Source organism: Catenulispora sp. GAS73 (genome assembly GCF_041262085.1).
Taxonomy (GTDB): domain Bacteria; phylum Actinomycetota; class Actinomycetes; order Streptomycetales; family Catenulisporaceae; genus Catenulispora.
Genome location: NZ_JBGCCM010000019.1, coordinates 88,667 through 113,377 on the forward strand (window position 1 = coordinate 88,667; position 24,711 = coordinate 113,377).

The window sequence follows — 24,711 nt, forward strand, 5'->3', positions numbered from 1 at the left end:
AGCTCTATGGTCAAGGAGTCTTGACCGTTGGTCAAGATTTCTTGACCAACTGGGTGCGCGAAAGCTGGAGTGCGGGGGATGCGATGGTGGTGTTTGTCGCGCTACGTCACTTGTCGACGTAGAACCCGCGGGTCTCCGCGAGGGCTTCGTACGCTTCCAGCCGCTCCTGCGTCCGCTCTGGAGCGGCGTCGGCGAGCGACTGGAGCAGCAGCGCGGCGAACGCCATGGGTGCCGCGTGCGAGTCGAAGACGGATCGGGACCCGACGCCGACCGGCAGGAGCGCGTCCGCCAAATGTGCGAACGGCACCAGCGGGACGTCCGTCACTACAGCTGTCTTGAGTCCAAGCTCTCTAGCGCTCCGCAGCATGACGACGGACTCCGCCGAATAGCGCGGCAGTACAAACGCCAGGAGCCACGTACCGCCGGCGGACTTAGCCCGCAGCAGCGCCTCATGAGCCGGGGAGCCCGGCGTGTCGATCACGCGGACGTCTGGGTGAATGCGCGCGGCTCCATAGGCGAAGTAGGAGGCGACAGGCGCGGACATCCTTAGGCCGAGCACGGAGAGCGGTTCCGAGGCGGCGAGGTCGGTGCCCAGCCGGGCGAGCCGTGACGGATCGGCGGCGTACTTGTGCAGCGCTTCCAGGTTCGCTTGGTCGCTCTCCAGAGCGGAGTGCAGTTCGTTCCCCGCTATGCGTTCGCTGTGGATTCCCGTCTCAGGGACTCTGAGCGCGATCGGACGCAACGCGGCGCGCAACTCCGGGTAGCCCGAGAAGCCCAACGCGGCGGCGAACCTGGTGACCGACGGCTGGCTCACCCCGACGCGTTCGGCGAGCTCCATGCTCGACAGGAAAGCGACCTCGGGAAGGTTCTCCAGAAGGTAGTGCGCTATCCGTCGCTGTGCGGGCGACAGGCGCCGTCCGTCCAGCAGCGCCAGCAGCTCATCCGCTGGTGGCAGCGAGGAGGCCGGGCGTGCGGCGGACATCGCGACAGCGGATGTAGCGGGAGTCACAGCCGACGTAGCAGCATTGTCGACCGATGTAGTAGGAGTCACAGGCTCAGGGGCCGTCACAGCCTTCCCTCCTCCCTGTCGGTGCTGCCAACATCACTTGTGGCGCGCCAGAAGTTACTCGTCAGTAGGATAATCTGGGGCCTCGACTACCGTACCCTCCGTACGGACGGTGATCGGGATGTGTCCGTCGATACGCACGCGTAGGAGGAGACCGAGGCTATGCAGCTCGCAGCCATCGTCGTCTCGCTGGTGATCTCGGTCATCGGCTTCGGTCTGCTGGGCCGGACCGCTGTCTACATCTACCAGTTCGTGAAGCTCGGCCAGTCGGTCGCGCCCGGCGCGCGCACCAACGAGCCGCTGGAGCGGACCCGGAACCTCTTCCGGGAGTTCCTCGGCCACACCCGGCTGGCCCGCAAGGGCAAGCGCTGGATCGGCGCCATGCACTGGGTGGTCATGGTCGGCTTCGGCCTGCTGTTCTTCACCCTGGTCACCGCCTACGGCCAGCTGTTCTCCGCGGACTTCGCGATCCCGCTGATCGGCCGCTGGTGGCCGTTCGAGTTCGTCACCGAAGTGATCAGCTTCGTGATGATCCTGGCGATCGCCGGGCTGATGGGCGTCCGCCTGCGCAACCGCCCCTCGGGCGCCGGCTCGAAGGACAAGGGCAAGCGCTCGCGGTTCTTCGGCTCCACGATGTGGCAGGGCTACTTCGTCGAGTGGGTCATCCTCACCATCGGCCTGTGCATCATGCTGCTGCGCGGCTTCGAGGGCGCGCTGGGCCACCACCTCTCCTACAGCCTGCACTACCCGGTCAGCTACCCGCTGATCCACGCCTTCGATGGCATGTCGCGCGGCTCGCTGGAGAACTCGATCTACGCGGTCGCGATGGTCAAGATCGTGATCTCCATGGTCTGGGCCATCACCATCGGCCTGAACTCCACGATGAGCGTGGCCTGGCACCGCTTCCTGGCGTTCCCCAACATCTGGTTCAAGAAGAAGGCCGACGGCGGCACCGCGCTCGGCGCGCTGAGCCCGATGGCCTCCGGCGGCCTGCCGATCGACTTCGAGGACCCGGCCGAGGACGCCAAGTTCGGCGTCGGCGCGGTCGAGGACTTCACCTGGAAGGGCCTGCTGGACTTCTCGACCTGCACCGAGTGCGGCCGCTGCCAGGACCAGTGCCCGGCCTGGAACACCGACAAGCCGCTCTCGCCGAAGCTGCTGATGCTGGCCCTGCGCGACCACTCCGCGGCCAAGGCGCCCTACCTGTTCGCCGGCGGCGGCAAGGACCTGGAGGGCAACGAGAAGCTGGCCGAGGAGAAGTGGCTCTCGCTGCCGGACCTGGTCCGCGCCGAGGCCGAGCGGCCGCTGATCGGCACCGCCGACGACAACGGCGTCATCGACCCCGACATCCTGTGGTCCTGCACCACCTGCGGCGCCTGCGTCGAGCAGTGCCCGGTGGACATCGAGCACGTGGACCACATCGTCGACATGCGCCGCTACCAGGTGATGATCGAGTCCTCGTTCCCGTCCGAGGCGGGCACGATGCTGAAGAACCTGGAGAAGGCGCAGAACCCCTGGGGCATGCAGCCCAAGAAGCGCACCGAGTGGATCGCCGAGCTGGACTTCGAGGTCCCGGTGTTCGGCGAGACCCTGGAGGACATCTCCGAGGTCGAGTACCTCTACTGGGTCGGCTGCGCCGGCTCGCTGGAGGACCGCGCGAAGAAGACGACGAAGGCATTCGCCGAGTTGCTGCACATCGCCGGCGTGAAGTTCGCCGTCCTGGGCGGCATGGAAGCCTGCACCGGCGACCCGGCACGCCGCCTGGGCAACGAGTTCCTGTTCCAGATGCTGGGGCAGGGCAACGTCGAGATGCTGAACGAGGTCTTCGGCGAGGACACGCCGCGCGAGAAGCGCAAGATCGTGGCGACCTGCCCGCACTGCTTCAACTCGCTGGCGAACGAGTACCCGCAGCTCGGCGGCGAGTACGACGTCATCCACCACACGCAGCTGCTGGACACGCTGGTGTCCGAAGGCAAGCTGACCCCGGTGACGCCGATCGACCAGAACATCACCTACCACGACCCCTGCTACCTGGGCCGCCACAACAAGGTCTACACCCCGCCGCGCGAGATCATCGCCAAGGTCCCGGGCCTGAAGAACACCGAGATGCACCGCTGCAAGGAGAAGGGCTTCTGCTGCGGCGCTGGCGGCGCGCGCATGTGGATGGAGGAGCGCCTCGGGAAGCGCATCAACGTCGAGCGCGTCGACGAGGCGCTGTCGACGAACCCGGACGTCATCTCCACCGCCTGCCCGTACTGCCTGGTGATGCTCGGCGACTCGATCACCGCCCGGAAGCAGGCAGGCGAGGTCCCGGAGTCGATGGAAGTGGTTGACGTCGCGCAGCTGCTGCTGACTTCGGTCAAGCCCGTGGCGGCTCCTGTGAACGCCTGAGATGACCGGCCGGTAAAAGGGTCACAAAGAACCTCGACCAGCAGACGATCAACAGTTCGACGCTGCTAGCCTCGCCTCCGCAGGGTATGGGATACCGCGGAGGTGGGGCTTCAGTGTCTTTCGACGAGCCGGACGACGGGCCGCGCTACCCGGCTTCCGGGCTGCCGGACACCGAGTACGACGACGAGTACGACGACTCGGTGAACGAACCGACCGCGCCGCTTCCGACCCGCAGCCGTCCGGTGCTCCCGCCGGAACCGCAGTCGGAGTGGCGGCAGCGCGGCGGCCGGGCGTGGCGGTTCACGCGGACGCTGGCGATCACGGTGCTGGTGCTGGTCGGGCTGGGGGCCGTCGGCAACGTGCTGATCAACCACTACCCGCGCACCAGCAAGCACACGTACACGTACAACAACGTGCAGCAGATGCTGATCGCGGTCGACGGCAACGGCTCGATCAACATCACCGGCTCGGACACCGACGAGGTGACGATCAAGGCCACCGACAAGGCCACGCTGCTGGAGCCGGTGGAGCGCCAGATCATCAGCGCCGGCGGCTACCTGCTGGTCAGCGTGCACTGCCCGAACAGCGAGTGCGCCTCGAAGTACGACATCCAGGTCCCGCGCTCGATGTCGGTCGAGGCGATGATGGACCACTCCAGCGATCAGGCGGACATCTCGGCCACCGGCCTGGACGCGGCGGTGAAGCTGTTCACCGGCCGCGGCAACGTCACGATCAACCACCTGGCGACCACGTCGGACGTGAGCGTGACGGCCAACGGACAGGTGCAGGCCACGGATGTGAGCGCGGCGAACCTGGACGTGTTCGCGCCCATCGGCGACAAGATAAACCTGCAGGTGGCCGGGGACATCTCGAACATCCAGAACATCCGCGTCACGGCCGGGCAGCCGGCCGAGGTGACGCTGACCGTGCCAGCTGGCGGGTACCGGTTCTCATGCGTGCCGGCCGGGCACTGCACCGGGGCCAACGGGGACATCACGCAGGATCTGACGAGCCAGGTGCACGAGGACCAGAACTCGACGCACAACATTCAGGTGAACGTGGTGCAGAACACTGCGAAGATCCAGGCCGGCTGAGGTTCGGGGCTGCTGAGCTTCGCCGCCCGAAACCAGCGAGCCTGTTTTCGCCCTAGACGCCTTGAGGCGCGCCTCCTCAGCACCATTGCGGGAGGCGCGCTGCTTTCTCAGCGCTACAAGCTGGGAGCGGTCTCTACCGCCGCTCGTTCCTGTCGGTACCCCGGCCGAGGATGCGCTTGGCGTCCGCGAGGTACTGCAGGAGGCGTCCGATCAAGAACGCCGCGTATACGACACCGAAGATGATCAGTATCTCCATGGTGGTCCTCACCTCCCACCGATTCAGGCTGCGAGCCCGAGCCCACCGGCCCCGGGATCCGCGGGCGGAGTCCACGGGCACTGCGGGCACCTGGACGGCCAGCACCGGGCGCACTCGCCGAGGTCCGGATCCGCCCCGTCGCGCATCGTGTGCCGCCGCGCGCTGAGGTAGGCGGCCCAGCTCGCCTGTTGAGCCCGCTCCTGGTCGGCGACCCAGGGCTGCACCATCGAGGCCCCGAAGCACAGAGTGCACGTCAACCGGGCCTTGCCGATCCGGCCCTGCACGCAGCGCGGACAGTCTTCCAGCCCTGGTGACGATTGTTCGGGGGGCGTAGGGGTAGGTACTTCCATGAGGTTCTCTTCCCGTCTCTTCGAGTGATTCCGGTTTGGGGCCTCTCTTCGCCGGGTCGACGCCGCACTACGTCGGCCCGGCTTTCGTTGGTCCAGGTGGGTGGCTCTTTGGCAGAACCCTGTCGCGTACCCCTGTCTTAGTTGTACGATGCTCCTCGTCCAGAGGAGCTGTCAATTGCCATTCGCAAGTTCTTCCTGAATCTGCATCAGGCACCTGCCGTACGGCGGTTGCACTGTGTAGATGCCCACAGAACTTGCGTACGGAACATGCCTGACGGCAAGGAGGCCCAGGTGCGAGCGAATCAGCGAAACCAGCCGGTGGCAGGGATCAATGTTCTGCGCTGGGAGCTCGGCAACGAGTTGCGCTCCCTGCGTCAGGCTTCGGGCAAGAGCATCGCCGAGGCCGCCCGATGGTTGGAATGTTCGGACGCGAAGATAAGCCGGATGGAAAACGGCCAGCGTGGGGCGGTCGCGCGGGACGTGCGGGACCTGTGCAAGCTGTACGGGGTTCCGGCGCAGCGACGCGACCAGCTGATCACGTTGAGTCGGGAGGCCGTCGACGCGGACAAGGGGATGAGCACCACCATCCCGGCCAAGCATTCGACCTTCGTCGCGTTGGAGTCCCAGGCCAGGAGCCTTCGCAACTACGAGATGACCTTCGTTCCCGGACTGCTTCAGACCGAGCGGTATGCCAGGGAAGCCATCACGCGCAACGGAGACGAGCGCGATGAGGCTGAGGTGGAGCGAATGGTCCAGATGCGCATGGACCGCCAGAAAAGGATCTGGAATGAGGCCTCGCTGAAGGCCCACTTCATCATCGACGAGAACGTGCTGTGGCGCCCCGCCGCGCTCGACCCGCAGCCCCGTGCCGTCCGTGAGGAGCAGATAGATCGCCTCATCATGGCGACGCGTTTGGAGCACGTGACGCTCCAGATCATTCCCTACGGGGCGGGCTTCTATCAGGGCATGGAGGGAGCCACCATTCAGCTCCTGAATCTCGAAGACGGCCCGAAGGCGAGCAGCGCGTGCTACGTCGAGGGAGTCTTCCGCGAGCTGTTCCTGCGCGGCCACGCCGAGATCGCCGCCATCGGCGCGAAGTTCGCCGCGATGGCTGAGACGGCCCTGAGCGCGGAGGACAGCAGAAGATTTCTCATGCGTCTGCTGAGGGGCAACTACGAACACTGGTCTTCCGCGCGACCATCCGGGTCGTCGGGCTTAGGGAAGGTAGCCATGTCATGATCGAAAACGACGGCCTGCAATGGCGCAAGGCCGCCGCGAGCAGCGGTAACGGAACCTGCGTTGAGCTCGCCGCAGGTCAGACCGGTGTGGTCTATATGCGTGACTCAAAGGACCCGCAAGGAGCTGTCTTGACGTTCACTCGCAATGAGATCGCAGCGTTTCTGGATGGGGCCAAGGGCGGCGAGTTCGACGACCTGGCTTGATCAGCGGTGTTGGTGACAGGAGATGTCGACCAACACCCCTGAAGGCATATCCACCCATAGCCGACCCGGTCGAAGGTGCAGCCGAACGCTCCACGCTCACGAGGCAACGGGGCGTTCGCATGATTCTCATGGTGCGTAGCGATGCTTGTTACCGCTCTCTACCTCGGCAAAGTCTTGGTCATGGGGAGACTTGCGGCGATTGCTCCCTCTACCAGCGGGTAGGAACTACTCCCGGTACGGCGCGTCATTTCGGGAGGGCAGTCCATGCAAATCGATCAAAGTGAGGCGCGCTGGGTCAAGTCCAGTGCCTCAAACGGCAACGGGTCGTGTGTCGAGACGACCAGTGTCCGTACAGACGAGATCCTCGTCCGCAACAGCCGGGACCGAGAGGGTCCCGTCCTCGCCTTCACAAAAGCCGAATGGATCGCGTTCGTCGCAGGTGTGAAGGCCGGAGAGTTCGACGCGATCGTCTAAAACCGTCGCGGTTGCGGCCATTCCGGCGTCGGGTGTCGCCGCGGGTGCGTAGCATCGAGCGCGTGTCGTCCGAGAAGCCGCTGGTCTCCGAGTCCGCGTCCGCCGCCACTGATGCCGGTGGGCGTGGTCTTCCGTCCGTGCATGCCTTTCAAGTGGATCTGCGGGGGATCGTCGATCTCCTTTCGCATCATCTTTACTCCAGTCCGCGGGTGTTCGTGCGCGAACTTCTGCAGAACGCGGTGGATGCGATCACCGCGCGACGGGCTGTTGATCCCGGTTCCCCCGCAGTCGTGCGGATCCTTGCTGACGGCGCGCGGGTGCAGGTGCGGGATAGTGGGATCGGCCTCACCGAGGATGAGGTGCACCGGTTCCTCGCCACCATTGGGCGGAGTTCGAAGCGGGGCGCGTTGGGCGGTGATGCCGAGAGTGTGCTGGAGCTCGGTCGGGGGGATTTCCTCGGCCGTTTCGGTATCGGGCTGCTGGCGTGCTTCGTGGTCGCCGACGAGATCTGCGTGGTCACCAAGTCCGCCGTCGACGCCGACGCGCCGGCCGTCGAATGGCGGGGCGCCGCTGACGGCCACTACGACATCAGGATTCTGGCTCCCGAGGAGTCGCCCGCGGAGCCCGGGACGATCGTCACCCTGAAGCCACGGCACGGCCAGGAGTTCTGGTTCCAGGCGCCGCGGGTGGTCGAGCTGGCGCGGGACTTCGGCAGCCTTCTGCCGTACGAGACAGTCCTCGAAGACGAGGCCGGCTACACCTACCGCATCACCGAGACCCCGCCGGTCTGGGACCGCGAGTACTCCTCGCCGGGCACCCGCTTCGAGGCGCTGGCTGCCTACTGCCAGGACACCCTCGGCTTCGCGCCGTTGGACATCATCGAGCTCAACATCCCCCTGCTCGGCATCAAGGGCGCCGCCTACATCCTGCCCACCGCGGCCACCACCTCCGAACAGGGCGGCCACCGCGTCCACATCAAGGGCATGCTCCTCACCGACCAGGCGCGCGGCCTGCTGCCGGACTGGGCGTTCTTCGTCCGCTGCGTCATCGACACCGACGCGCTGCGCCCCACCGCCTCCCGCGAGGCCCTGTACGAGGACGACCGTCTCGCCGCCGTCCGCGAAGCGCTCGGCAACCGGGTCCGGGACTGGCTCGCCGGGCTGGCCGCGACCGATCCGCCACGTCTCAACCGCCTGCTCGTGGTCCACTATCTCGGGGTCAAGGCCCTGGCACGCTTCGACGACGACCTGTTCGCCCTGACGCTGCCCTGGCTCCCCTTCGAGACCACGGCCGGCCGGCTGCCGCTGACCGCCTTCGCCGACCAGCACCGCGTCATCCACCTGACGGCCGGCGACGAGGAGTTCCAGCAGGTCTCGCAGATCGCCGCCGCGGTCGGTCTGGGCGTGGTGAACGGCGGCTACACCTACGACGCCGACCTGGTCCGCAAGCTGCCGCGGGCGCTGCCCGGCGTGACCGTCCTCGACCTGGACCCCGAAACCATCGCCGCGCACCTCGACACCGTCGACACCGCCGAGGAGACGGTCGCCGGACCGCTGCTGGCCACCGCCCGCCGGGTCCTGGACGCCCTCGACTGCGACGTGGCCCTGCGCGCCTACCACCCCGTCACCATCCCCGCGCTGCTCCTCGACGGCCGCGAGGCCCGGCACGAGCGGGCCCGGGCCGACGCCGAGGCGGAGGCCGCCGCCGACGGCGACGACCTGTGGGCCGGCATCCTCGGCGCGCTGCGCACCGTCGGGCCGCGGGCCCGGCTGGTGCTGAACCATCGCAGCCCGCTGATCCAGGGCCTGATCGAGCTGGACGACGCCGAACTGGCCGCGACCGGCATCGAAGCCGTCTACGGCCAGGCGCTCCTGCTGTCCAAAAGGCCGATCCGGTCCAGCGAGTCGGCGTTGCTCAACCGGGCCTTCCTGGGCCTGCTGGGATTCGCCGTGGGGCGACGGCAGGAGCCCGAGACCGAAGAAGAGGACTGAGCCCGCCGATGTCCGTCATGCCCAGCACGAGCGAGCCGGCGTTCCAGCGTCAGACCTGGACCCCCGACGAACTGCGCGCGGCCCTGGTGGCGAACGAGGACGAGCCGCCGGGCCGGGCCCGGTCCGTGCGGGCCGAGGCGCTGCTCGCCGCCGCGGACAAGCTCGGCGATCCCGAGACCCAGATCTGCGCGCTGCACACGGTGATCGAGGCCTACGAGCGAGGCGGGGAGAGCTTCCGCTCGCCGGTCCTGTTCTCGCGCCTGCTGCGCCTGTGGGACCGCCACGGCAAGACCCTGCGCGACGCGAGCCGCCTCGAATACGAGACGCACTGGGTGTTCAAGTGGATGACCGCCGACCTGCTCTCGGTCCCCGAGGTCCCGCTGGCGACCGTCCACGGCTTCGTCGGCGAGATGGAACGCCGCTACCGCCTGGCCGGATACGGCATGCGTGCCGTCCACGCCCAGCGCTTCCGGATAGCGCAGCACCTCGGAGACGTCGCCGAAGCCGAAACGCACTTCGGACGCTGGCTGGCCGCCGAGCGCGACCAGATGAGCGATTGCCGCGCCTGCGAGCACTTGGCGCAGGGGACGTGGCGCGCGGAACGCGGCGACGATCTCGCCGCGCTGCGGCTGTGGCGGCCGACCGTCGACAACGAGATGTCGTGCCTGGACGAGCCCGCCAGCACCCTCGCCGCGTCGCTGAAGCCGCTGCTGCGCCTCGGCCGCTACGACGAGGCACGCGCGAACCACCTGCGTGGCTACCGCCTGCTCCAAGGGCACGTCGAGCTGCGCAGCGCTTTCGGACGCCACATCGAGTTCTGCGTGCTCTCGGGCAACGACGAGCGGGCCCTGGAGATCCTCACGGAGAACCGCCGCCTGTTCGACCCGCCCTACGAGCCGTCGGACTACCTCGAATTCCTGTCCTGCGCCGCCCTGCTGCTGCGCACCCTCGTCGCCGCCGAGCAGCACGTTCCAGTCGCCGGACCCGAAGGGCGGGACTGGCCGGTCGCCGAACTGCTGGGCCGGGTGCAATCAGAGATCGACGATCTCACCCACCGCTTCGACACGCGCAACGGTAACAACGCGGTGAGTTCCCGCATCGCCGCCACGATCAATCAGACGCCGCTGGTGGCGGAGCTGCCGCTCGTCGTCGCCCCGCGTCCGGCCGCATCGCCGCGGCAAGAGTCGGCGCCGACACCGGCGTTGCCGATCCAGCGCGAGCCGGTCCCCGAGCCGCCCTCCGAGCCGTCCGACCCGGACGCGGACATCGACTTCGACGACCTGCTCGCCGAGGCCCGCCGACTCTTCGACGTGGCCCATCCCGCGGCGATCAGGATGTGGGAACGGGTCGCGGCGGTGGCCTCCCGCCGCGGGATCGCGCTGGACCTGGAGGCACAGGCGCAACTCGCCGAGGAGCGGGCCGCCGACGCGCTCGACTGCGAGGACATGGAACGGGCTGTCCGGCTGCTCGGTGAAGCCGTTGAACGCTACGAGGAAGGCGGGATGCAGGGACGGGCCGTCGCCGTCCGGGCGCGCGGGCTGTTGGCCGAGGCGCTGCGTGAAAAGACCTACGAGCCCATTCCGGAACACGCTTTGATCGAGCTCTACGCGACCGCCCGAGTGCTGCTTTCGCGTGGCCGGGCCGCGCCGGAGGACGTTTTGACTGTCCGTCGCGCGCAGGCGTTCGAGGCGCGCCGTGCAACCGAGGTCGGCTCATACCCCGACCCCTACTCCGACCGCGAATCAGCCTTCGATGCCTTCGCGGAGAGCGTCGAAGCCCTCCTGGCCGACGCCATCGAGTTCGATGTCCCGGCCCGCGCCGCCGCCGCGCACACCATGCGGGCCGAGATCGCGCAGCGCCGTGGCCGTCCCGAGGAATCGGTGCCGGAACTGCTGGCGGCCATAGCGCTGTACGACCGCGCCGAGCGCCCCTGGGCGAATCTGCACCCGAACATGCTCCTCGCCCAGGCCTACCTCGCCGCCGACCGCGACGCCGACGCCGAACGGGCCGGTCTGGCCGCCCTCGACATCGCCGGGCGCTGGCCCGAGCAGCGCTTCCCGGCCGGGTACACCCGGCAGGTGCTGGCCAACGCCACCGGCGGCCTCGGCCGCTACGACGACAGCGCCGAGCACGCCCTGGAAGCCGTCGCGTGGGCCGACCGGCACGGCGTCCCGGACCTGGCGGCCAGCGCCCGCCACAGCCTCGCGTTCGCCTACGAACAGCTCGGCCGCGACGCCGACGCCGCCGCCATCCTGGAGTCCGCGCTGCCGGAGATCGTCGAGCACCTCGACGACCCGACCGTGGTCAACGCCCGCTGGGCGTTGGCCCGCTGCCTGGGCCGCCTGGAGGATTACCGGGGCGCCGCCGAGCAGTATCTGTTGGCCGCCTCGATCGCCGAGCACTTCCCGCAGCAGGGCGGGCACGCCATGCTCGCGGCGTCCGCCGGGCACGCGCTGCGCGCCGCCGGGCTCGCCGAGGAGGCCCGGCGCGCCTTCGATCGTGCCGTGATCCTGCTGCGCGCTCTGCCTGACCCGATCAACCTCGCCAAGACCCTCAGGGCCCTGGCCTGGGTGACGTTCGGCGAGTCGGAGGAAACGGCGCACGACAGCGAGCGCGAGGACGTCCTGGACCAGGTGCTCCTGCTGTTCGCGGAGGCCGCGCAGGTCCTGGAGTCCGCCGAGCGCTCCGGCGCCCACGAACGCGACGCCCAGGTCATCGCCTACGAAATGGCCGAGACCGACGACCAACTGGCCCGCCTGCACCTGAACGCCGACCTCTCCGACAAGGCGATGCCGTACGCCGAGCGCGCCGCCTCCGGATTCCGGGCGCTGCTGCCGCACAGCGCGATGGACTACGACTTCTCCGAGCAGATGGTGGCCTGGCTGCTGGACCGGTACGGCAGCCGCGACGCCGCGGTGGAGCGGCTGCGTGAAGCGATCGCGGCGTGCACGGAGGCCGGGGTCGAGGCGGTGCGCTGTGTGGCGTTCCTGGAGCAGCTCTCGGACTGAGACCCGTTGGACTGAGACCCGTTTCTCCCCCGCGTGCAACGATCCGCGCGCCGCCGGCCCTCTTCTGCGACATGAAGCACGAGACGAGGGGGATGGATGCGGGGTGACAAAAGTGAAAGCCGCGGGGACCACGAAGCAGAGTTCCGTGAGTTCATGGTCAGCCGGTGGGGCGGCCTGGTCCGGTTCGCCTACGGGCTGACCGGCGACCGCGGCCACGCCGAGGACCTGGCGCAGACCGCGCTGGCGAAGGCCTTCGCGTCCTGGCCGAAGGTGCGCCGCGCGCAGGACCCCGACGCCTACGTCCGCAGGATCCTGATCAACACCAACAACCACCGGTTCCGCAAGCGCCGGGTCGTCGAGCACCACGGCGAGGCCGCGGTCGAACCGGCCGTCGGCGACGGCACCGCCGCCCTCGACCAGCGCGACGCGCTCGTGGCGGCGCTCATGGAGCTGCCGCCCAAGCAACGCGCGGTCGTCGTGCTCCGCTACTGGGACGGCCTGACGGAGACCCAGGCCGCCACCGTGCTCGGCTGCTCGGTCGGCACCGTGAAGAGCCAGGCCTCGCGCGCCCTGGTGAAGCTCCGCACCAGCACACAGCTTCAGGACAGGAGTCTGACCTCATGAACGACGACCAGTTCGAACCGGGCCCGGGCGGCTCCGACGGCGCGGGCCCCGGCACCGGAACCGACGCCGGCCAGGAGATGTTCGCCGGCCTGGGCCACTTCACGACCGGGGCCATCCCGGTGGACGCGGTGGTACGGCACGGCAGGGCGATCCGCGCCCGGCGGCGCGCGGCCGGCGGCGGAGCGCTCGCGATCGCGGCGGCGCTGTCGATCGGCGTGCCGGTCGCGCTCGCCGGCGGGAGCGCGGGGGTCGGCGCCGCGAACGGCGGCCCGAGCGGGGTGTACGGAGCCACCAGCACCGGCGGGCGCGTCACCGTGAACCCGGTGCGGCTCACCGACGGCAAGGGGTATTTCTCGGGCGCGGTCGACGGCAAGAAATGGAGCGTCGACTTCGACAACGTGAACTGCTACAACATCCTGTGGACGTGCGGTTTCACGGATCTGTACACGTGGGACCAGTACGCCAGCCTGGGCGTCAACTCCAGTTGGGGGCTGCAGGGCCAGCCCGACGACTACACCCTGTACCTGAACAAGAACGTGGCCAGGGCCACGATCACCCTTCAGGACGGAGAAGTCCTGAAGCTGGACGCGGTGCCCACCGCGGGAGTTCCCGTGGCCATGTTCGCTCTGCCGTTCGGTCTCGGGGTAAGTAAGATCGAGCTCTTCGATACTCATGGCGCGGAGATCGCATATGCGATGCCGTTCAATATCAAGGGATCAGCCAGCGCCGCCGGGCATTGGTACAAGCCCGGCGAGACACCGGCCAAGGATTCCGGCTCGGTGGAACTGACGCGCACCGTGGTCGCCCCCGGCGTAGAGACGGTCATCACCGCTTACGCGGGAGCGGCGGGGCCGTGCGTGGTGTTCCAGGAGGGCGGGAAGTGGGGAGACCATCCGTCCCCGCAGTGCAGCGAGATCCCGGTGCTGAACGGGACCGAGCTGTCCGCGAAGGCCCCGGTGCGCGGAGGCGCCGCGTACATCCAAGAGTTCGGCAACGGTCTTGTCGCTCCCACCGTCGATCACATGGAACTCGACTTCTCCGACGGCACCAAGAGCACCGTGGCCATCAAGAGCCTCGGCGGCTACCGCTTCTATGCCTACATCGTCCCGAAGGGAAAGACTTTGACCAAGGTCACGGCCTTCGATTCCGCGGGCAAACCCCTTCCCGTCCAAAAAGGCGCCCCGGTGACGGTTGGCGAACAGAAATGGCCATCCCCGGACACGACGCGGTAAACTCTTGCCGCAAGAGCCCCTGTCGCCGCTTGCGACCGGGGCTTCCGTCGTTACACACAAAAGACGCGTCGCCCTAGAGGGACCTACTGGCAGCTAGTAGGCGTCTAGCGTTTGGAAAGGCATCTCCATGCCCGCTCTCGTGCTCGTCGGCGCCCAGTGGGGCGACGAAGGCAAGGGTAAGGCCACGGACCTGCTCGGCGGCTCGGTCGACTACGTCGTCCGCTACCAAGGCGGCAACAACGCCGGCCACACCGTCGTCATCGGCGACCAGAAGTACGCCCTGCACCTGCTGCCCTCCGGCATCCTCTCGCCCGGCTGCGTGCCGGTCATCGGCAACGGCGTGGTCATCGACCCGGCCGTGCTGTTCGCCGAGCTCGACGGCCTGGACCAGCGCGGGGTCGACACCTCGCACCTGCTGATCTCGGCCAACGCGCACCTGATCACGCCCTACCACCGGACCATGGACAAGGTCAGCGAGCGGTTCCTGGGCAAGAACAAGATCGGGACCACCGGGCGCGGCATCGGGCCGACCTACGCGGACAAGATCAACCGGATCGGGGTGCGGGTCCAGGACCTGTTCGACCCCTCGATCCTGCTGCAGAAGGTCGAGGGCGCGCTGCGCGACCGGAACCAGATGCTGGTGAAGGTGTACAACCGGCGCGCGCTGAGCGCCGAGGCGGTGGTCGAGGAGTACCTGGGGTACGCCGAGCGGCTGCGGCCGATGGTCGCCGACACCTCGCTGGTGGTGAACAAGGCCCTGGACGAGGGCAAGGTGGTGCTGCTGGAGGGCGGCCAGGGCACGCTCCTGGACGTGGACCACGGCACCTATCCGTTCGTCACCTCCTCGAACCCGACCACCGGCGGGGCGTGCACCGGCGCCGGCATCGGCCCGACGCGCATCACCCGCAGCATCGGCATCCTGAAGGCGTACGCGACCCGCGTCGGCGCCGGCCCGTTCCCGACCGAGCTGTTCGACGAGAACGGCGAGGCGCTGCGCAGCATCGGCCACGAGTACGGCGTCACCACCGGCCGGGACCGGCGCTGCGGCTGGTTCGACGCGCCGGTGGCCCGTTACGCCTCCCGGGTGAACGGCCTGACCGACTTCTTCCTCACCAAGCTGGACGTGCTGACCGGCTTCGAGCGGATCCCGGTCTGCGTGGCCTACGACGTGGACGGCGTCCGGCACGACGAGATCCCGATGACCCAGACCGACTTCCACCACGCGACCCCGATCTACGAGGAGTTCCCCGGCTGGACCGAGGACATCTCGGGCTGCAAGTCCTTCGAGGACCTGCCGGAGAACGCGAAGTCGTACGTGAAGGCGCTGGAGGAGATGTCGGGGGCGCCGATCTCAGCCATCGGCGTCGGCCCGGAGCGCAACGCGACCATTCAGCTGCGCTCGTTCCTGTAAGGGCATCGGCTCTCTTTGTTGACATGTTGCGGCCTCCCTCGCGGGGGGCCGCAACATGTACGTTCGGGGTTATGACTGACATCTCCTCCGACGACCTGAAGGCGGCTGGCGCGCAGGTCTTCGCGAACGACCGCGCCCACGTGTTCCACTCCTGGTCGGCGCAGGGGGCCATCAGTCCGGTCCCGATCGCCGGCGCGGAGGGTTCCTACTTCTGGGACTACGACGGCAACCGCTACCTGGACTTCTCCTCCCAGCTGGTGAACACCAACATCGGCCACCAGCACCCCAAGGTCGTCGCGGCGATCCAGGAGCAGGCCGGCAAGCTGTGCACCATCGCGCCGTCCTTCGCCAACGACGTGCGCGGCGAGGCCGCGCGGCTGATCGCCGAGCTGGCCCCGGGCGACCTGAACTACGTCTTCTTCACCAACGGCGGCGCCGAGGCGGTCGAGAACGCGGTCCGCATGGCGCGGTTGCACACCGGCCGCAGCAAGGTGCTCTCCACCTACCGCAGCTACCACGGCTCCACCTCGACGGCCATCTCCCTCACCGGCGACCCGCGCCGCTGGGCCAACGACGCCGTGGGCCAGTCCACCGGCGGCGCCGTGCACTTCTTCGGCCCGCACCTGTACCGCTCGCACTTCCACGCCACGACCGAGGCCGAGGAGTGCCGGCGCGCGCTGCAGCATCTTGAGGAGACCATCCAGTACGAGGGCCCGGCGACCATCGCCGCGGTCATCCTGGAGACCATCGTCGGCACCGCCGGCGTGCTGATGCCGCCGGCCGGCTACCTGGCGGGCGTGCGCGAGCTGTGCGACAAGTACGGGATCGTCTACATCGCCGACGAGGTGATGGCCGGCTTCGCGCGCTCCGGCGCGTGGTTCGCCGTCGACCACTGGGGCGTCACCCCGGACCTGATCACCTTCGCCAAGGGCTCCAACTCCGGCTACGTCCCGGTCGGCGGTGTGATCATCTCCGAGAAGATCCGGGAGACCTTCAAGGACCGCGTCTACCCCGGCGGCCTGACCTACTCCGGGCACCCGCTGGCGTGCGCCTCCATCGTCGCGACCATCAACGCGATGAAGGAGGAGGGCATCATCGAGCACGCGGCGCGGCTCGGTGAAGAGGTCTTCGGGCCGGAGCTGCGTGCGATCGCGGAGAAGCACCCGAGCGTCGGCGAGGTGCGCGGCGTCGGCGCGTTCTGGGCGCTGGACCTGGTCCGCTCCAAGGAGACGCGCGAGATGCTCGTGCCCTACAACGCGGCCGGCGCGGACGCGGCGCCGATGAACGAGCTCGCGGCGGCGATGAAGGCGCGCGGCGTGTGGCCGTTCATCAACTTCAACCGGCTGCACGTGGTGCCGCCGTGCACCATCTCCGAGGAGGACGCGCGCAAGGGGCTGGCGGCGCTGGACGAGGCGCTGGAAGTCGTGGACGCCTACGCGAGCTGACGTCCGCTGAGCGATCGAAGCACACGACGACGACGCGCGCTGCCGACCGGCGGCGCGCGTCATCTGCTGATATCTCCCGCTCCTGGAAGGAGCTGCTTCACCGCGGGTATTTTTGGGACTCGCGCGTTCGCGTCCTGAGATCGATCAAGGTCCGAACACGACTAAAGTTGCCACATGAGCCACGAGGTGGTCTTCCTCCCGCACATCCTGGGCCAGACGTGGGGCCAGGCCTTGGCCGCCGCGCGCACGGCGGCCCGCGAGGAGGACCCGAGGATAGTGGCCGCGCGCCTGGAGCCGTGGCCCGACCTCGTGCTCCACGCCGCGCAGATCCTGGGCCAGATCGAGGAGTTCCGCGGCCGGGGCCAGCGCGAGCTCGTGCATCCGGTGACCCGGCTGCGGTTCACGTTCTTCGGCGAGGACGGCGTCATCGCGCTGCCCTACTGGTACGACGGCCCGGTCGCGCGGATGGCGGCGACGATGGCGTTCCGCTTCGCGCACGCGGTGGAATCGGACACCGGCTTGGCGGCGTACGACCCGCAGCAGCGCATGCCGTTGGCCGAGATGGGTCTGGAGAAGTTCGTCGCCGGATACCTGCGGGGCCGCGAGAGGGCGCTGGAGCAGACGCAGGCGCGCGGCCCGGTACCGGTCGGGCACGCGCTGCCGACGGGACGGAGCGCGACGCGGCGGGAGCTGGCGGCCGGGCCCTCGGCGGCCGGTTCGCGCGGTACGGACGGCGGTGCGCGGGCCGGAGAGGCGGGCGCGCGTCCCGTGGCGGATGCGGGTCGGCCGACGGATCCCCGACGGCTGCGGCCGGCGGGGACGCCGGGGCGTGCCGACGACGCGGTCGGACCCACCGACGCCCGGCGACTGCGGCCTACCGGTGTGCCGGGCCGGGGACCGGCACCGGCACCGGGGCCGCGTCAGGGCGCGGACCAGCGGCAGGCGGCGAATCCTGGTCGGTTACGACGAGACGGCAAGCCGGCTCGGGACGACGTCCCCGGCACGGGAACACCGTCCGCGCGGCGCGAAGGCGCGGAGCGACGGCGCGAGGGTGCGGACGCGCGGCAGGCTGCTGATTCGGGTCCGATAGCCGGCTCGGGCCGGTGGTTCCGGCGCGGGAAGCCCGCGCGGGGCGAACAGGCGCGGGGTGAACAAGCGCAGCGTGAACAGGCGCAGCGGTCGGGGAAGGCCGCGGAGCCGAGGAAGGCGCCGCGTCGGGGTGAGCCCTCTGATTCGGAACGTGCACAGCGGGCCGGGCGAGTGGCCGAGCCCAGGAAGGCACCGCGTCGGGAGCCTTCCGATGCGGACCGAGTACAACGGCCGCGCGACGCGACAGATCCGCGGAAGGCGCCGCGGCGCGGCGAGCGTGAGGCCGAGCAGGGGCAGCGGTCCGGACGTCCGCCGGAACCCAGGAAGGTCTCGCGCCGCGAGCGTGCGGAGGCCGAGCAGGCGCAGCGCTCCCGGAATCCCCAGCGTGGCAGCGCGCCGCCCGGATCCGAGTGGGTGCCGCGTCCCGGGCGTCCCGAGCCGCGTGGTGGAGTGCCCACCGATCCCGGACGTCCCGAGCCGCGCGGCGGCGTGCCCACCGATCCCGGTCGAGCGCCGCGTTCGGGGCAGCCACCGCAAAGCGGTCGGGCTTCGCAGCGCGACGAGCCGTGGGGTACCGGAGAGCCGCCAGCGCCCCGGCGGCCGCCGCAGCGCGATGAGCCCTATGAGGCTCCGGACTTCTAGGGAACGGTGGCGTTCCCCACTAAGCTCTGCCGTGATGATCTCGCGCTCGGAATTCCAGCTGGTCCTCCTGCGGCGGATGGCCGACTACCAACCGGCCCTCGTGGAGCAGGCTCGGCAGGGCCTGGGCTTCACCATCACTGAGATGCGTGAAGCGAATGCCTGGTGGCAACGCTATGTGCGCTCGCGCTCCTCACCCCGCGGTCCGGAACGCTTTAGGGCGGTACTCGGTCCACCGGACAACGAGATGGACATGCGGACCGGGGATCTGGTCAGCCGGCTCTATCACTGGGTGCTGCCGTTGTGGCCGGAGCTGCGCTTCGAGATCGTGGTCGGTCCGGGCGGGCAGGTCTGGCAGGAGTGGCTGGTGCGGGCGCCCGGGACGAAGCCGCCGGCGGCGCCGGAGGATCAGGCGCTGAAGCCGTGGGAGTACGTGGTCGGGGACCTGGAGCGGATGTATCCGCGGGTGCGGCACCTTCCTGAGGACGCTCCGACGCGCTGGCACAGTGAGTACGGGTACGACGACGGGCACGGCGTCATCGTGCGGCGCCGTGCCCGTTTCGTTTATGGGCTGCTGCAGGAAGTGTCGGAGCCTTTGGAAGGAACTGCTTAAAGAGCGGCGGCTCTTTAGCCGTGCGTCTTAGCGAGCAGCTGCAGAATCTCCGCAGTAGAGGCGCGCTGGCCGATCTGCGGGAAGATGCGCTCGACGGCGTTCTCATGCACCTCGATACCGCGGTCGGCCATGGCGTCCGTGGCGAAGGCGACGCTGTAGTTGTGCGCATAGGCCTCGCGCGCGGTGGTGTCGACGCCGCGGCTGGTGACCAGGCCGGCCAGGACGATCTGCGTGACGCCGCGCCGGCGCAGCTGGGTGTCGAGCTCGGTGCCGTGGAAGGCGCCCCACTGGTGCTTGGTGACCCGGATGTCGGTGCTCTGCGCGCCGAGCTCGTCGACGATGACGGCGAAGTCCGCGGGCATCCCCTCGTCGTCTGCATCGTCTGCATCGTCTGCATCGTCTGCACCGTCCTCGTCGTCCTCGACCGACTCGTCGTCCCGGCCCTGCGGGGCGTCGGCGAAGTCGGGGGAGAAGGAGACGTTCACCAGGACCACCGGGAGCCCGTGCGTGCGGAAGGCGTCGGCCAGTTCCTTGCCGCGCGCTACTACCTCGGCGCCGCTATAGGGGACGGCGGGAGGCGTGACGATGCCGTACTGAAGGTCGATGAGGACGAGCGCGGTCTTCGGGTCGAGCGTCGTCAGCGCCATGTCGCGGGTTCCTTATCCGGTCTGTCCGCCTTGCGCGGTACGAAGGGACTGCGAGCGGTCGACCAGCACCACGATGAGCAGCAGCAGACCGCAGCCGATCATAACGACGGCCAGGGAGTGGAGGCCGCCTGAAGACGCCCCGGTGCGGAAGACGATCGCCACCGCGGCCGACGACAGGATGGCGCCGAGGTACTGGAAGGTGCGCAACAGTCCCGAGGCGGTCCCCATGCGCGACGCATCCGCCTGACGGAACAGGGCGTTCTGGTTGGCGAGACCGTTCATGCCCTGCGTGGTGCCCGCCAGAAGGCCCACGGCTATGAGGATCCATATAGCGGTTCCCCGGTTCAGGGCGAGCAGCGCTGTAGACGCCGCGATCATCGACACGGTGCCGACGAAGAGCTTGCTGCGGATCCCGCTGCGCCGTCCGGTGAACCAGGCCACGACGATCGCGGTGAGCGACGTCGGCAGAACGACGAGACCGGCTGCGGAGGCGCTGAGGCCGCGGCCTTCTTCCAGCCACTGCGTGAATCCGTAGATGAAGCAGTAGGTGAGGATGTAGGTGAGCGTCTGGCGCAGATAGGTGATCAGGAGCGGAGTGTTCCCGCCGAAGATGCGCAGATCTATAAAGGGCTCCCCTACGCGGAGCTCTATACGGACGAACGCCATGGCTATCGCAGCGGCGATGACTAGCAGGTAGAGGTGGCCGACGCTCAGGTCCATGAGGAAGAGCAGCAGGCTGGTCAGCATCGCGGCGAACAGGCCCATGCCGACCAGATCGATGCGGCTTCCGTTCTCTACTGGAGCGCTCTTGGGGAGCCTGCGCGCGCCGAGCGCTATACAGACCAGCGCCAGGGGGATGTTGACGGCGAACACCAGGCGCCATCCGCCGACGCCGATGAGCGCGCCACCGAGCGTGGGGCCGATGACCATCGTGCTCTGCGCCGATATGGAGAGCGCTGTGAGGATTCCGCTGGGCGTCTTCATACCGGTGCGCTGCGCTTCGCCGCGCACCGTGTGCATCGCCGCGGGGAACTGCGCACTGGTCCCGAAGCCCAACAACACGCGCGCCACGATCAGCACCCCGAGCGACGGGGTCACGGTACCGATCACCCCGGCGACGCCGACCATCCCGGCCCCGGCGAGGAAGAGCGGACGCGCCCCGAAGCGGTCCACAAGCCGGCCGATCACCGGCTGCCCTATAGCGGTCGCGAGGTAGAGCGCCGAGACGAGCCACACCGTCGCCGCAGGGGAGGCGCCGAAGGCCGCGCCGATCGGCACCAGCGCGATCGCGATCATCGAGGAGTTGATCGGGTTGAGGGTCGCGCCGAGGAGGAGCGGGACGGTGAGGCGGCGGTTGAAGGCGGGGGTGGGTGCTGTGGCCGGGGTGGAGGCCTGCGGGGGTGTGTCTGTCACTGTCATTCGCTCAACCGCTCCAACAATCCCAAGGCCGCGATCACCGTCGCGAGCTCGTCCGCCGAGTACCGCTCCCGCAGCGCCTGCTCCAGCCACTCGTCGCGGGCCCGCCGCGATCCGCTCACCGTCCGGTCGGCGGTCTGCGTCAGCTCGATGAGCTGGCGGCGGCCGTCGTCGGGGTCCTGGCGGCGGGCGATCATGCCGCGCTCCTCCAGCACCGCCACGGTGGCGGCCATCGACTGCGGACGCACGCGCTCGGCCTTCGCCAGGTCGCTGGTCGAGGCCGGGCCGTCGCGGTCCAGGCGGCCCAGGACCGCCAGCTGCGAGGCGGTCAGTTCGTGGACGTCGTCCACCTCGCGCAGCCGGCGGCGGAGGCGGCCGACCAGCACGCGCAGTTCGCGAGCCGCGTGCGCGGCATCGGTGCCGCTGCCTGCGCCGGTCTCGCTGTCGCCGCCGCCCTGCCGATCCGTCCTGATCCCAGCATCCATACCTTCAGTCTAAACTGTTCAGTCCAGACTGTCCATCTCCCCCGCCGGTACCCTAACGACCATGAAGGTCCTCGTCATCGGCACCGGCGGCCGCGAGCACGCCCTCGCCCGCGCCCTCAGCACCGACCCCGCCGTCACCGCGCTCTACTGCGCGCCCGGCAACCCCGGCATCGCGGAGATCGCCGAGCTGCGCCCGGTCGACGCGCAGGATCCGGCGGCGGTGCGCGATCTGGCCGTCGCGCTCGGCGTGGACCTGGTCGTCGTGGGGCCGGAGGCGCCGCTGGTGGCCGGGGTCGCCGATCCGGTGCGGGAGGCGGGGATCGCGGTGTTCGGGCCGTCGAGGGCCGCCGCGCTGCTGGAGGGCTCCAAGGCGTTCGCCAAGGAGGTCATGGCCGCCGCCGGCATCCCGACCGCCAAGGCCTACGTCTGCGAGAGCGAGGCCGAGTACGTCAAGGCGCTCGACGAGTTCGCCGGCTTCCCCTATGTGGTGAAGGACGACGCGCTCGCCGCCGGCAAGGGCGTCGTCGTCACCGAGGACCGCGCCGCCGCGCTGGAGCACGCGCGCGCCTGCGGCCGCGTGGTCATCGAGGAGTACCTCGACGGCCCCGAGGTCTCGCTGTTCGGCGTCACTGACGGCACCACCGTCATCCCGATGATGCCCTCGCAGGATTTCAAGCGGATCGGCGACGGTGACGCGGGCCCCAACACCGGCGGCATGGGCGCCTACTGCCCGCTGCCGTGGGCGCCGGAGGGGCTGACCGACGAGGTGGTCGCGACCGTCCTGCAGCCGCTCGTCGATGAGATGCGCCGGCGCGGCACGCCCTTCGCCGGGCTTGTCTACGCCGGCCTCGCCCTGACCTCCAAGGGGCTGCGCGTCGTGGAGTTCAACGCGCGCTTCGGCGACCCCGAGACGCAGAGCGTCCTGGCCATGCTCGAATCCCCGCTGTCCGAGCTGCTGTATCCGGCCGCGACCGGCACCCTCGCCGAGGCGCCCGGGCCGCGCTGGCGGGACGGCGCGTCCGTCACCGTCGTCATGGCGGCCGCCGGCTACCCGGGCACGCCGCGCGGCGGCGACGTCATCACCGGGATCGAGGCCGCCGAGCGGTTGGGCACTGTGGTGAACCAGGCCGGGACCAAGCGGAACGCGGACGGCGACCTGGTCACCGCCGGCGGCCGGGTGCTGGCGGTGACCGCCGTCGCGGACGGCCTCGGCGCCGCGCGCGCCAAGGCCTACGAGGGCGTCGCGGCGGTCGGTTTCGACGGCGAGCAGCACCGCACCGACATCGCGGCGGAGGCCGCGAAAACAGCTGGCTGATACGCCGACTGATAGGTCACCGTGAGGCACGGATCCCTTACCCCGCCATCCGAAAGTGTGTATTCACGCCACGGCCGCTAACCGCTGTGGGCGTTTCGCGCTAGCCTTCGCAACAGGCTCGTAAGCGGCCTGGACGCTTGGGGGATCCATCAGCACGGTGACTGCGACGACGGCGCGGGTGAGCGCCCACAGGGCGGCCCGCGCGCTACTGCGCGTCCGCGCGTGGGTGATAGCGGCCTACGCCTTGAGCGCTGCGGCGGCGAGCGCGGGCCTGATCGGCCTGGCGCGGGTGCGCGGCTGGGACGGTGCCGGACCCGAGGTGGCGGTCGCGGCGGCCGCGGTGGTGTGCGTGCTGTGGGCGCTGCCCGCGGTCCGGCTGCACCGCAGTGCCCTGGCGCCGCCGAAGACCGTGCCGCTGGGCGGCGAGGCCGCCCCCGAACTGGAACTGCTGGTGCGGCAGCTGGCGCTGCAACTCCAGGTGCCGAACCCGGCCGGGATCGAGCTCTCCCCGGACTGCGACGCGTGGCTGGATCCGCGTCCCGGCGGCCCGGTGCTGGTCATCGGGGCACCGTTCCTGTGGTGGCTGCGGGTCAGCGAACTGCGCGGGCTGCTGGCGCCGCTGGTGGCCGGGATGGCCGCGGCCGGGGACGAGCGGATCGTTCGGGCCCGGGCCTTCGCCAACCGGACCATCGGCGCGCTGCACGGCCGTCCGGGCCGGACGCTCCGGGTGTTCCCCGGCTGGCGGCTCCGGATCGCCGGCTACTTCGAGGCCCGCGCCGAGGCGCTGGAACGGGTCGTGGCCTGGGAGGCGGTGGCGGCCTCGCGGATGATCGAGCCCGCGGCCCGCGCCTACGCGCACGAGCAGATCAACATGGCCGCCGCCGGCTGGGACCGGGTCCTGACCCGGCTGGCGCACCCGGCCTGGGAGTCGGGCTACTGCCCGGTGGGGCTGAACGTGGCGCTGGTCGGCGCGCTGACCTCGCTGGGCCGCCGGGACCGGATGGCCGGTTCGCTGGCCACCCGGCTGAGCGAGCGTCCGGCCTGCGACCTGCTGGAGCAGCCCGGCGACGTGGACGCGCACGCGTCCCGGATGGCCGCCGAGCTGTTCGAGGGCCGCCGCATCGAGCGGACGGTGACCTGGGAGCGCTACGTCACCGCCGTCACCGAGCCGGAACTGGTGCGGCGCGCGGAGTCGGTACCCGAGGAGCACCCGGCCGCCAAGCGGATACGCACCCTGATCGCCGACGCCGGAGTGCCCGGCGCGCGACGCGGCGAGGGCGAGGGCCGCAGTGGTGGGGCTCGGGGCGGCGACGGCCCGCAGGGCGCGGTGATCCCCGGCCCGCGCCTGGGGGAAGTGGACGACCTGCCGTCCAGCGCCGGCGACGTCGCGGAGCCCGACATCGACAGCCTCGCCGCCTACCTCGCGGTCCGCCTCGTCGAGGCGCGCCTGGCGTCCTGGGGCCTGGACTGGCTGGACGGCCCGGTCCTGCGCGACCGCGTCGGGGACCCGGTGCCGATCCACGACATGGCGGCGGCGCTCGCGGACGCCGGAGACGTGTCCCGGCTTTCGGACTGGCTCGCGCACATCACGCGCTGAAGCTCGGGGAGGTCGCGCCCTGAAGCAGGACACGAAATAGCGCCGATTTCGAAGCATAAACACAGGATTTGAAAAATACTTCCGCCTCGGATCCAACCTCAGCGCGCCCCGCTGGGATCAAGTCAC

General features: G+C 69.5%; 20 protein-coding genes. 15 read left to right on the plus strand and 5 right to left on the minus strand.

Annotation, left to right across the window (positions count from 1 at the left end):
* Positions 1–106 precede the first annotated feature (106 nt).
* A complete protein-coding gene (locus ABH935_RS27425) occupies positions 107–982 on the minus strand; it encodes a MurR/RpiR family transcriptional regulator (protein ID WP_370380812.1) in 876 nt (291 codons plus the stop codon).
* A gap of 246 nt (positions 983–1,228) precedes the next feature.
* Here ABH935_RS27425 and ABH935_RS27430 point away from each other — a divergent pair, with 246 nt between their 5' ends.
* Together ABH935_RS27430 and ABH935_RS27435 are read left to right on the plus strand one after the other, a co-directional pair.
* Positions 1,229–3,457: a (Fe-S)-binding protein gene (locus ABH935_RS27430; protein ID WP_370380813.1), complete on the plus strand. Its 2,229-nt coding sequence runs from the start codon at positions 1,229–1,231 to the stop codon at positions 3,455–3,457.
* 113 nt (positions 3,458–3,570) lie between these two features.
* On the plus strand, positions 3,571–4,551 hold the full coding sequence (locus ABH935_RS27435) for a hypothetical protein (protein WP_370380814.1): 981 nt from the start codon (positions 3,571–3,573) through the stop codon (positions 4,549–4,551).
* Between the two features lie 133 nt (positions 4,552–4,684).
* Here ABH935_RS27435 and ABH935_RS27440 read toward each other — a convergent pair whose 3' ends face one another.
* A complete protein-coding gene (locus tag ABH935_RS27440) occupies positions 4,685–4,807 on the minus strand; it encodes a hypothetical protein (RefSeq protein WP_370380815.1) in 123 nt (40 codons plus the stop codon).
* A gap of 617 nt (positions 4,808–5,424) precedes the next feature.
* Here ABH935_RS27440 and ABH935_RS27445 point away from each other — a divergent pair.
* From ABH935_RS27445 to ABH935_RS27495, 11 genes are all read left to right on the plus strand, one after another.
* Positions 5,425–6,396: a helix-turn-helix domain-containing protein gene (locus ABH935_RS27445; RefSeq protein WP_370380816.1), complete on the plus strand. Its 972-nt coding sequence runs from the start codon at positions 5,425–5,427 to the stop codon at positions 6,394–6,396.
* Complete coding sequence (locus ABH935_RS27450) at positions 6,393–6,599, plus strand: DUF397 domain-containing protein (RefSeq protein ID WP_370380817.1); 207 nt, start codon at positions 6,393–6,395, stop codon at positions 6,597–6,599. The genes ABH935_RS27445 and ABH935_RS27450 overlap by 4 nt, the downstream gene beginning before the upstream one ends.
* A 264-nt stretch (positions 6,600–6,863) precedes the next feature.
* Positions 6,864–7,073 carry a DUF397 domain-containing protein gene (locus tag ABH935_RS27455; protein ID WP_370380818.1) on the plus strand — a complete coding sequence of 70 codons (210 nt, stop codon included), beginning with the start codon at positions 6,864–6,866 and terminating at the stop codon, positions 7,071–7,073.
* An 80-nt stretch (positions 7,074–7,153) separates the two neighbouring features.
* On the plus strand, positions 7,154–9,064 hold the full coding sequence (locus tag ABH935_RS27460) for an HSP90 family protein (protein ID WP_370380936.1): 1,911 nt from the start codon (positions 7,154–7,156) through the stop codon (positions 9,062–9,064).
* Positions 9,065–9,081: 17 nt separating this feature from the next.
* Positions 9,082–12,072 (plus strand): tetratricopeptide repeat protein, encoded by a 2,991-nt coding sequence (locus ABH935_RS27465; RefSeq protein WP_370380819.1) that lies wholly within the window; start codon positions 9,082–9,084, stop codon positions 12,070–12,072.
* Positions 12,073–12,168: 96 nt separating this feature from the next.
* Positions 12,169–12,696, plus strand: coding sequence for a SigE family RNA polymerase sigma factor (locus tag ABH935_RS27470; RefSeq protein WP_370380820.1), 528 nt, complete (start codon positions 12,169–12,171; stop codon positions 12,694–12,696).
* Complete coding sequence (locus tag ABH935_RS27475; RefSeq protein WP_370380821.1) at positions 12,693–13,928, plus strand: hypothetical protein; 1,236 nt, start codon at positions 12,693–12,695, stop codon at positions 13,926–13,928. The genes ABH935_RS27470 and ABH935_RS27475 overlap by 4 nt, the downstream gene beginning before the upstream one ends.
* 127 nt (positions 13,929–14,055) lie before the next feature.
* Positions 14,056–15,339 (plus strand): adenylosuccinate synthase, encoded by a 1,284-nt coding sequence (locus ABH935_RS27480; RefSeq protein ID WP_194907527.1) that lies wholly within the window; start codon positions 14,056–14,058, stop codon positions 15,337–15,339.
* Between the two features lie 71 nt (positions 15,340–15,410).
* Positions 15,411–16,784 carry an aspartate aminotransferase family protein gene (locus tag ABH935_RS27485; protein ID WP_370380822.1) on the plus strand — a complete coding sequence of 458 codons (1,374 nt, stop codon included), beginning with the start codon at positions 15,411–15,413 and terminating at the stop codon, positions 16,782–16,784.
* Positions 16,785–16,958: 174 nt separating this feature from the next.
* The gene (locus ABH935_RS27490) at positions 16,959–18,515 is read left to right on the plus strand and encodes a hypothetical protein (RefSeq protein ID WP_370380823.1); all 1,557 of its coding nucleotides are present in this window, start codon (positions 16,959–16,961) and stop codon (positions 18,513–18,515) included.
* Between the two features lie 34 nt (positions 18,516–18,549).
* Entirely contained in the window at positions 18,550–19,125 is a 576-nt protein-coding gene (locus tag ABH935_RS27495) for a hypothetical protein (protein ID WP_370380824.1), read from the plus strand.
* Positions 19,126–19,139: 14 nt separating this feature from the next.
* Here ABH935_RS27495 and ABH935_RS27500 read toward each other — a convergent pair whose 3' ends face one another.
* From ABH935_RS27500 to ABH935_RS27510, 3 genes are read right to left on the minus strand one after another with little or no spacing between them, the layout of a single operon-like run.
* Positions 19,140–19,772: an isochorismatase family protein gene (locus ABH935_RS27500; RefSeq protein WP_370380825.1), complete on the minus strand. Its 633-nt coding sequence runs from the start codon at positions 19,770–19,772 to the stop codon at positions 19,140–19,142.
* Between the two features lie 12 nt (positions 19,773–19,784).
* A complete protein-coding gene (locus ABH935_RS27505; RefSeq protein WP_370380826.1) occupies positions 19,785–21,191 on the minus strand; it encodes an MFS transporter in 1,407 nt (468 codons plus the stop codon).
* Positions 21,188–21,673 carry a MarR family winged helix-turn-helix transcriptional regulator gene (locus ABH935_RS27510; RefSeq protein ID WP_370380827.1) on the minus strand — a complete coding sequence of 162 codons (486 nt, stop codon included), beginning with the start codon at positions 21,671–21,673 and terminating at the stop codon, positions 21,188–21,190. The genes ABH935_RS27505 and ABH935_RS27510 overlap by 4 nt, the downstream gene beginning before the upstream one ends.
* A 61-nt stretch (positions 21,674–21,734) precedes the next feature.
* Between ABH935_RS27510 and purD the strand changes: the two genes are divergently transcribed.
* Together purD and ABH935_RS27520 are read left to right on the plus strand one after the other, a co-directional pair.
* Entirely contained in the window at positions 21,735–22,988 is a 1,254-nt protein-coding gene (purD, locus tag ABH935_RS27515) for a phosphoribosylamine--glycine ligase (protein ID WP_370380828.1), read from the plus strand.
* A 178-nt stretch (positions 22,989–23,166) separates the two neighbouring features.
* Positions 23,167–24,585: a hypothetical protein gene (locus ABH935_RS27520; RefSeq protein WP_370380829.1), complete on the plus strand. Its 1,419-nt coding sequence runs from the start codon at positions 23,167–23,169 to the stop codon at positions 24,583–24,585.
* The last annotated feature ends 126 nt before the right edge of the window (positions 24,586–24,711 follow it).

Coding starts and splice junctions, on each gene's coding strand:
- ABH935_RS27470 (WP_370380820.1), top strand. CDS start 12,169: ATGCGGGGTGACAAAAGTGAAAGCCGCGGGGACCACGAAGCAGAGTTC.
- ABH935_RS27480 (WP_194907527.1), top strand. CDS start 14,056: ATGCCCGCTCTCGTGCTCGTCGGCGCCCAGTGGGGCGACGAAGGCAAG.
- purD (WP_370380828.1), top strand. CDS start 21,735: ATGAAGGTCCTCGTCATCGGCACCGGCGGCCGCGAGCACGCCCTCGCC.
- ABH935_RS27500 (WP_370380825.1), bottom strand. CDS start 19,772: ATGGCGCTGACGACGCTCGACCCGAAGACCGCGCTCGTCCTCATCGAC.
- ABH935_RS27440 (WP_370380815.1), bottom strand. CDS start 4,807: ATGGAGATACTGATCATCTTCGGTGTCGTATACGCGGCGTTCTTGATC.
- ABH935_RS27455 (WP_370380818.1), top strand. CDS start 6,864: ATGCAAATCGATCAAAGTGAGGCGCGCTGGGTCAAGTCCAGTGCCTCA.
- ABH935_RS27510 (WP_370380827.1), bottom strand. CDS start 21,673: ATGGATGCTGGGATCAGGACGGATCGGCAGGGCGGCGGCGACAGCGAG.
- ABH935_RS27430 (WP_370380813.1), top strand. CDS start 1,229: ATGCAGCTCGCAGCCATCGTCGTCTCGCTGGTGATCTCGGTCATCGGC.
- ABH935_RS27445 (WP_370380816.1), top strand. CDS start 5,425: ATGCCTGACGGCAAGGAGGCCCAGGTGCGAGCGAATCAGCGAAACCAG.
- ABH935_RS27475 (WP_370380821.1), top strand. CDS start 12,693: ATGAACGACGACCAGTTCGAACCGGGCCCGGGCGGCTCCGACGGCGCG.
- ABH935_RS27490 (WP_370380823.1), top strand. CDS start 16,959: ATGAGCCACGAGGTGGTCTTCCTCCCGCACATCCTGGGCCAGACGTGG.
- ABH935_RS27425 (WP_370380812.1), bottom strand. CDS start 982: ATGTCCGCCGCACGCCCGGCCTCCTCGCTGCCACCAGCGGATGAGCTG.
- ABH935_RS27465 (WP_370380819.1), top strand. CDS start 9,082: ATGCCCAGCACGAGCGAGCCGGCGTTCCAGCGTCAGACCTGGACCCCC.
- ABH935_RS27495 (WP_370380824.1), top strand. CDS start 18,550: ATGATCTCGCGCTCGGAATTCCAGCTGGTCCTCCTGCGGCGGATGGCC.
- ABH935_RS27505 (WP_370380826.1), bottom strand. CDS start 21,191: ATGACAGTGACAGACACACCCCCGCAGGCCTCCACCCCGGCCACAGCA.
- ABH935_RS27485 (WP_370380822.1), top strand. CDS start 15,411: ATGACTGACATCTCCTCCGACGACCTGAAGGCGGCTGGCGCGCAGGTC.
- ABH935_RS27450 (WP_370380817.1), top strand. CDS start 6,393: ATGATCGAAAACGACGGCCTGCAATGGCGCAAGGCCGCCGCGAGCAGC.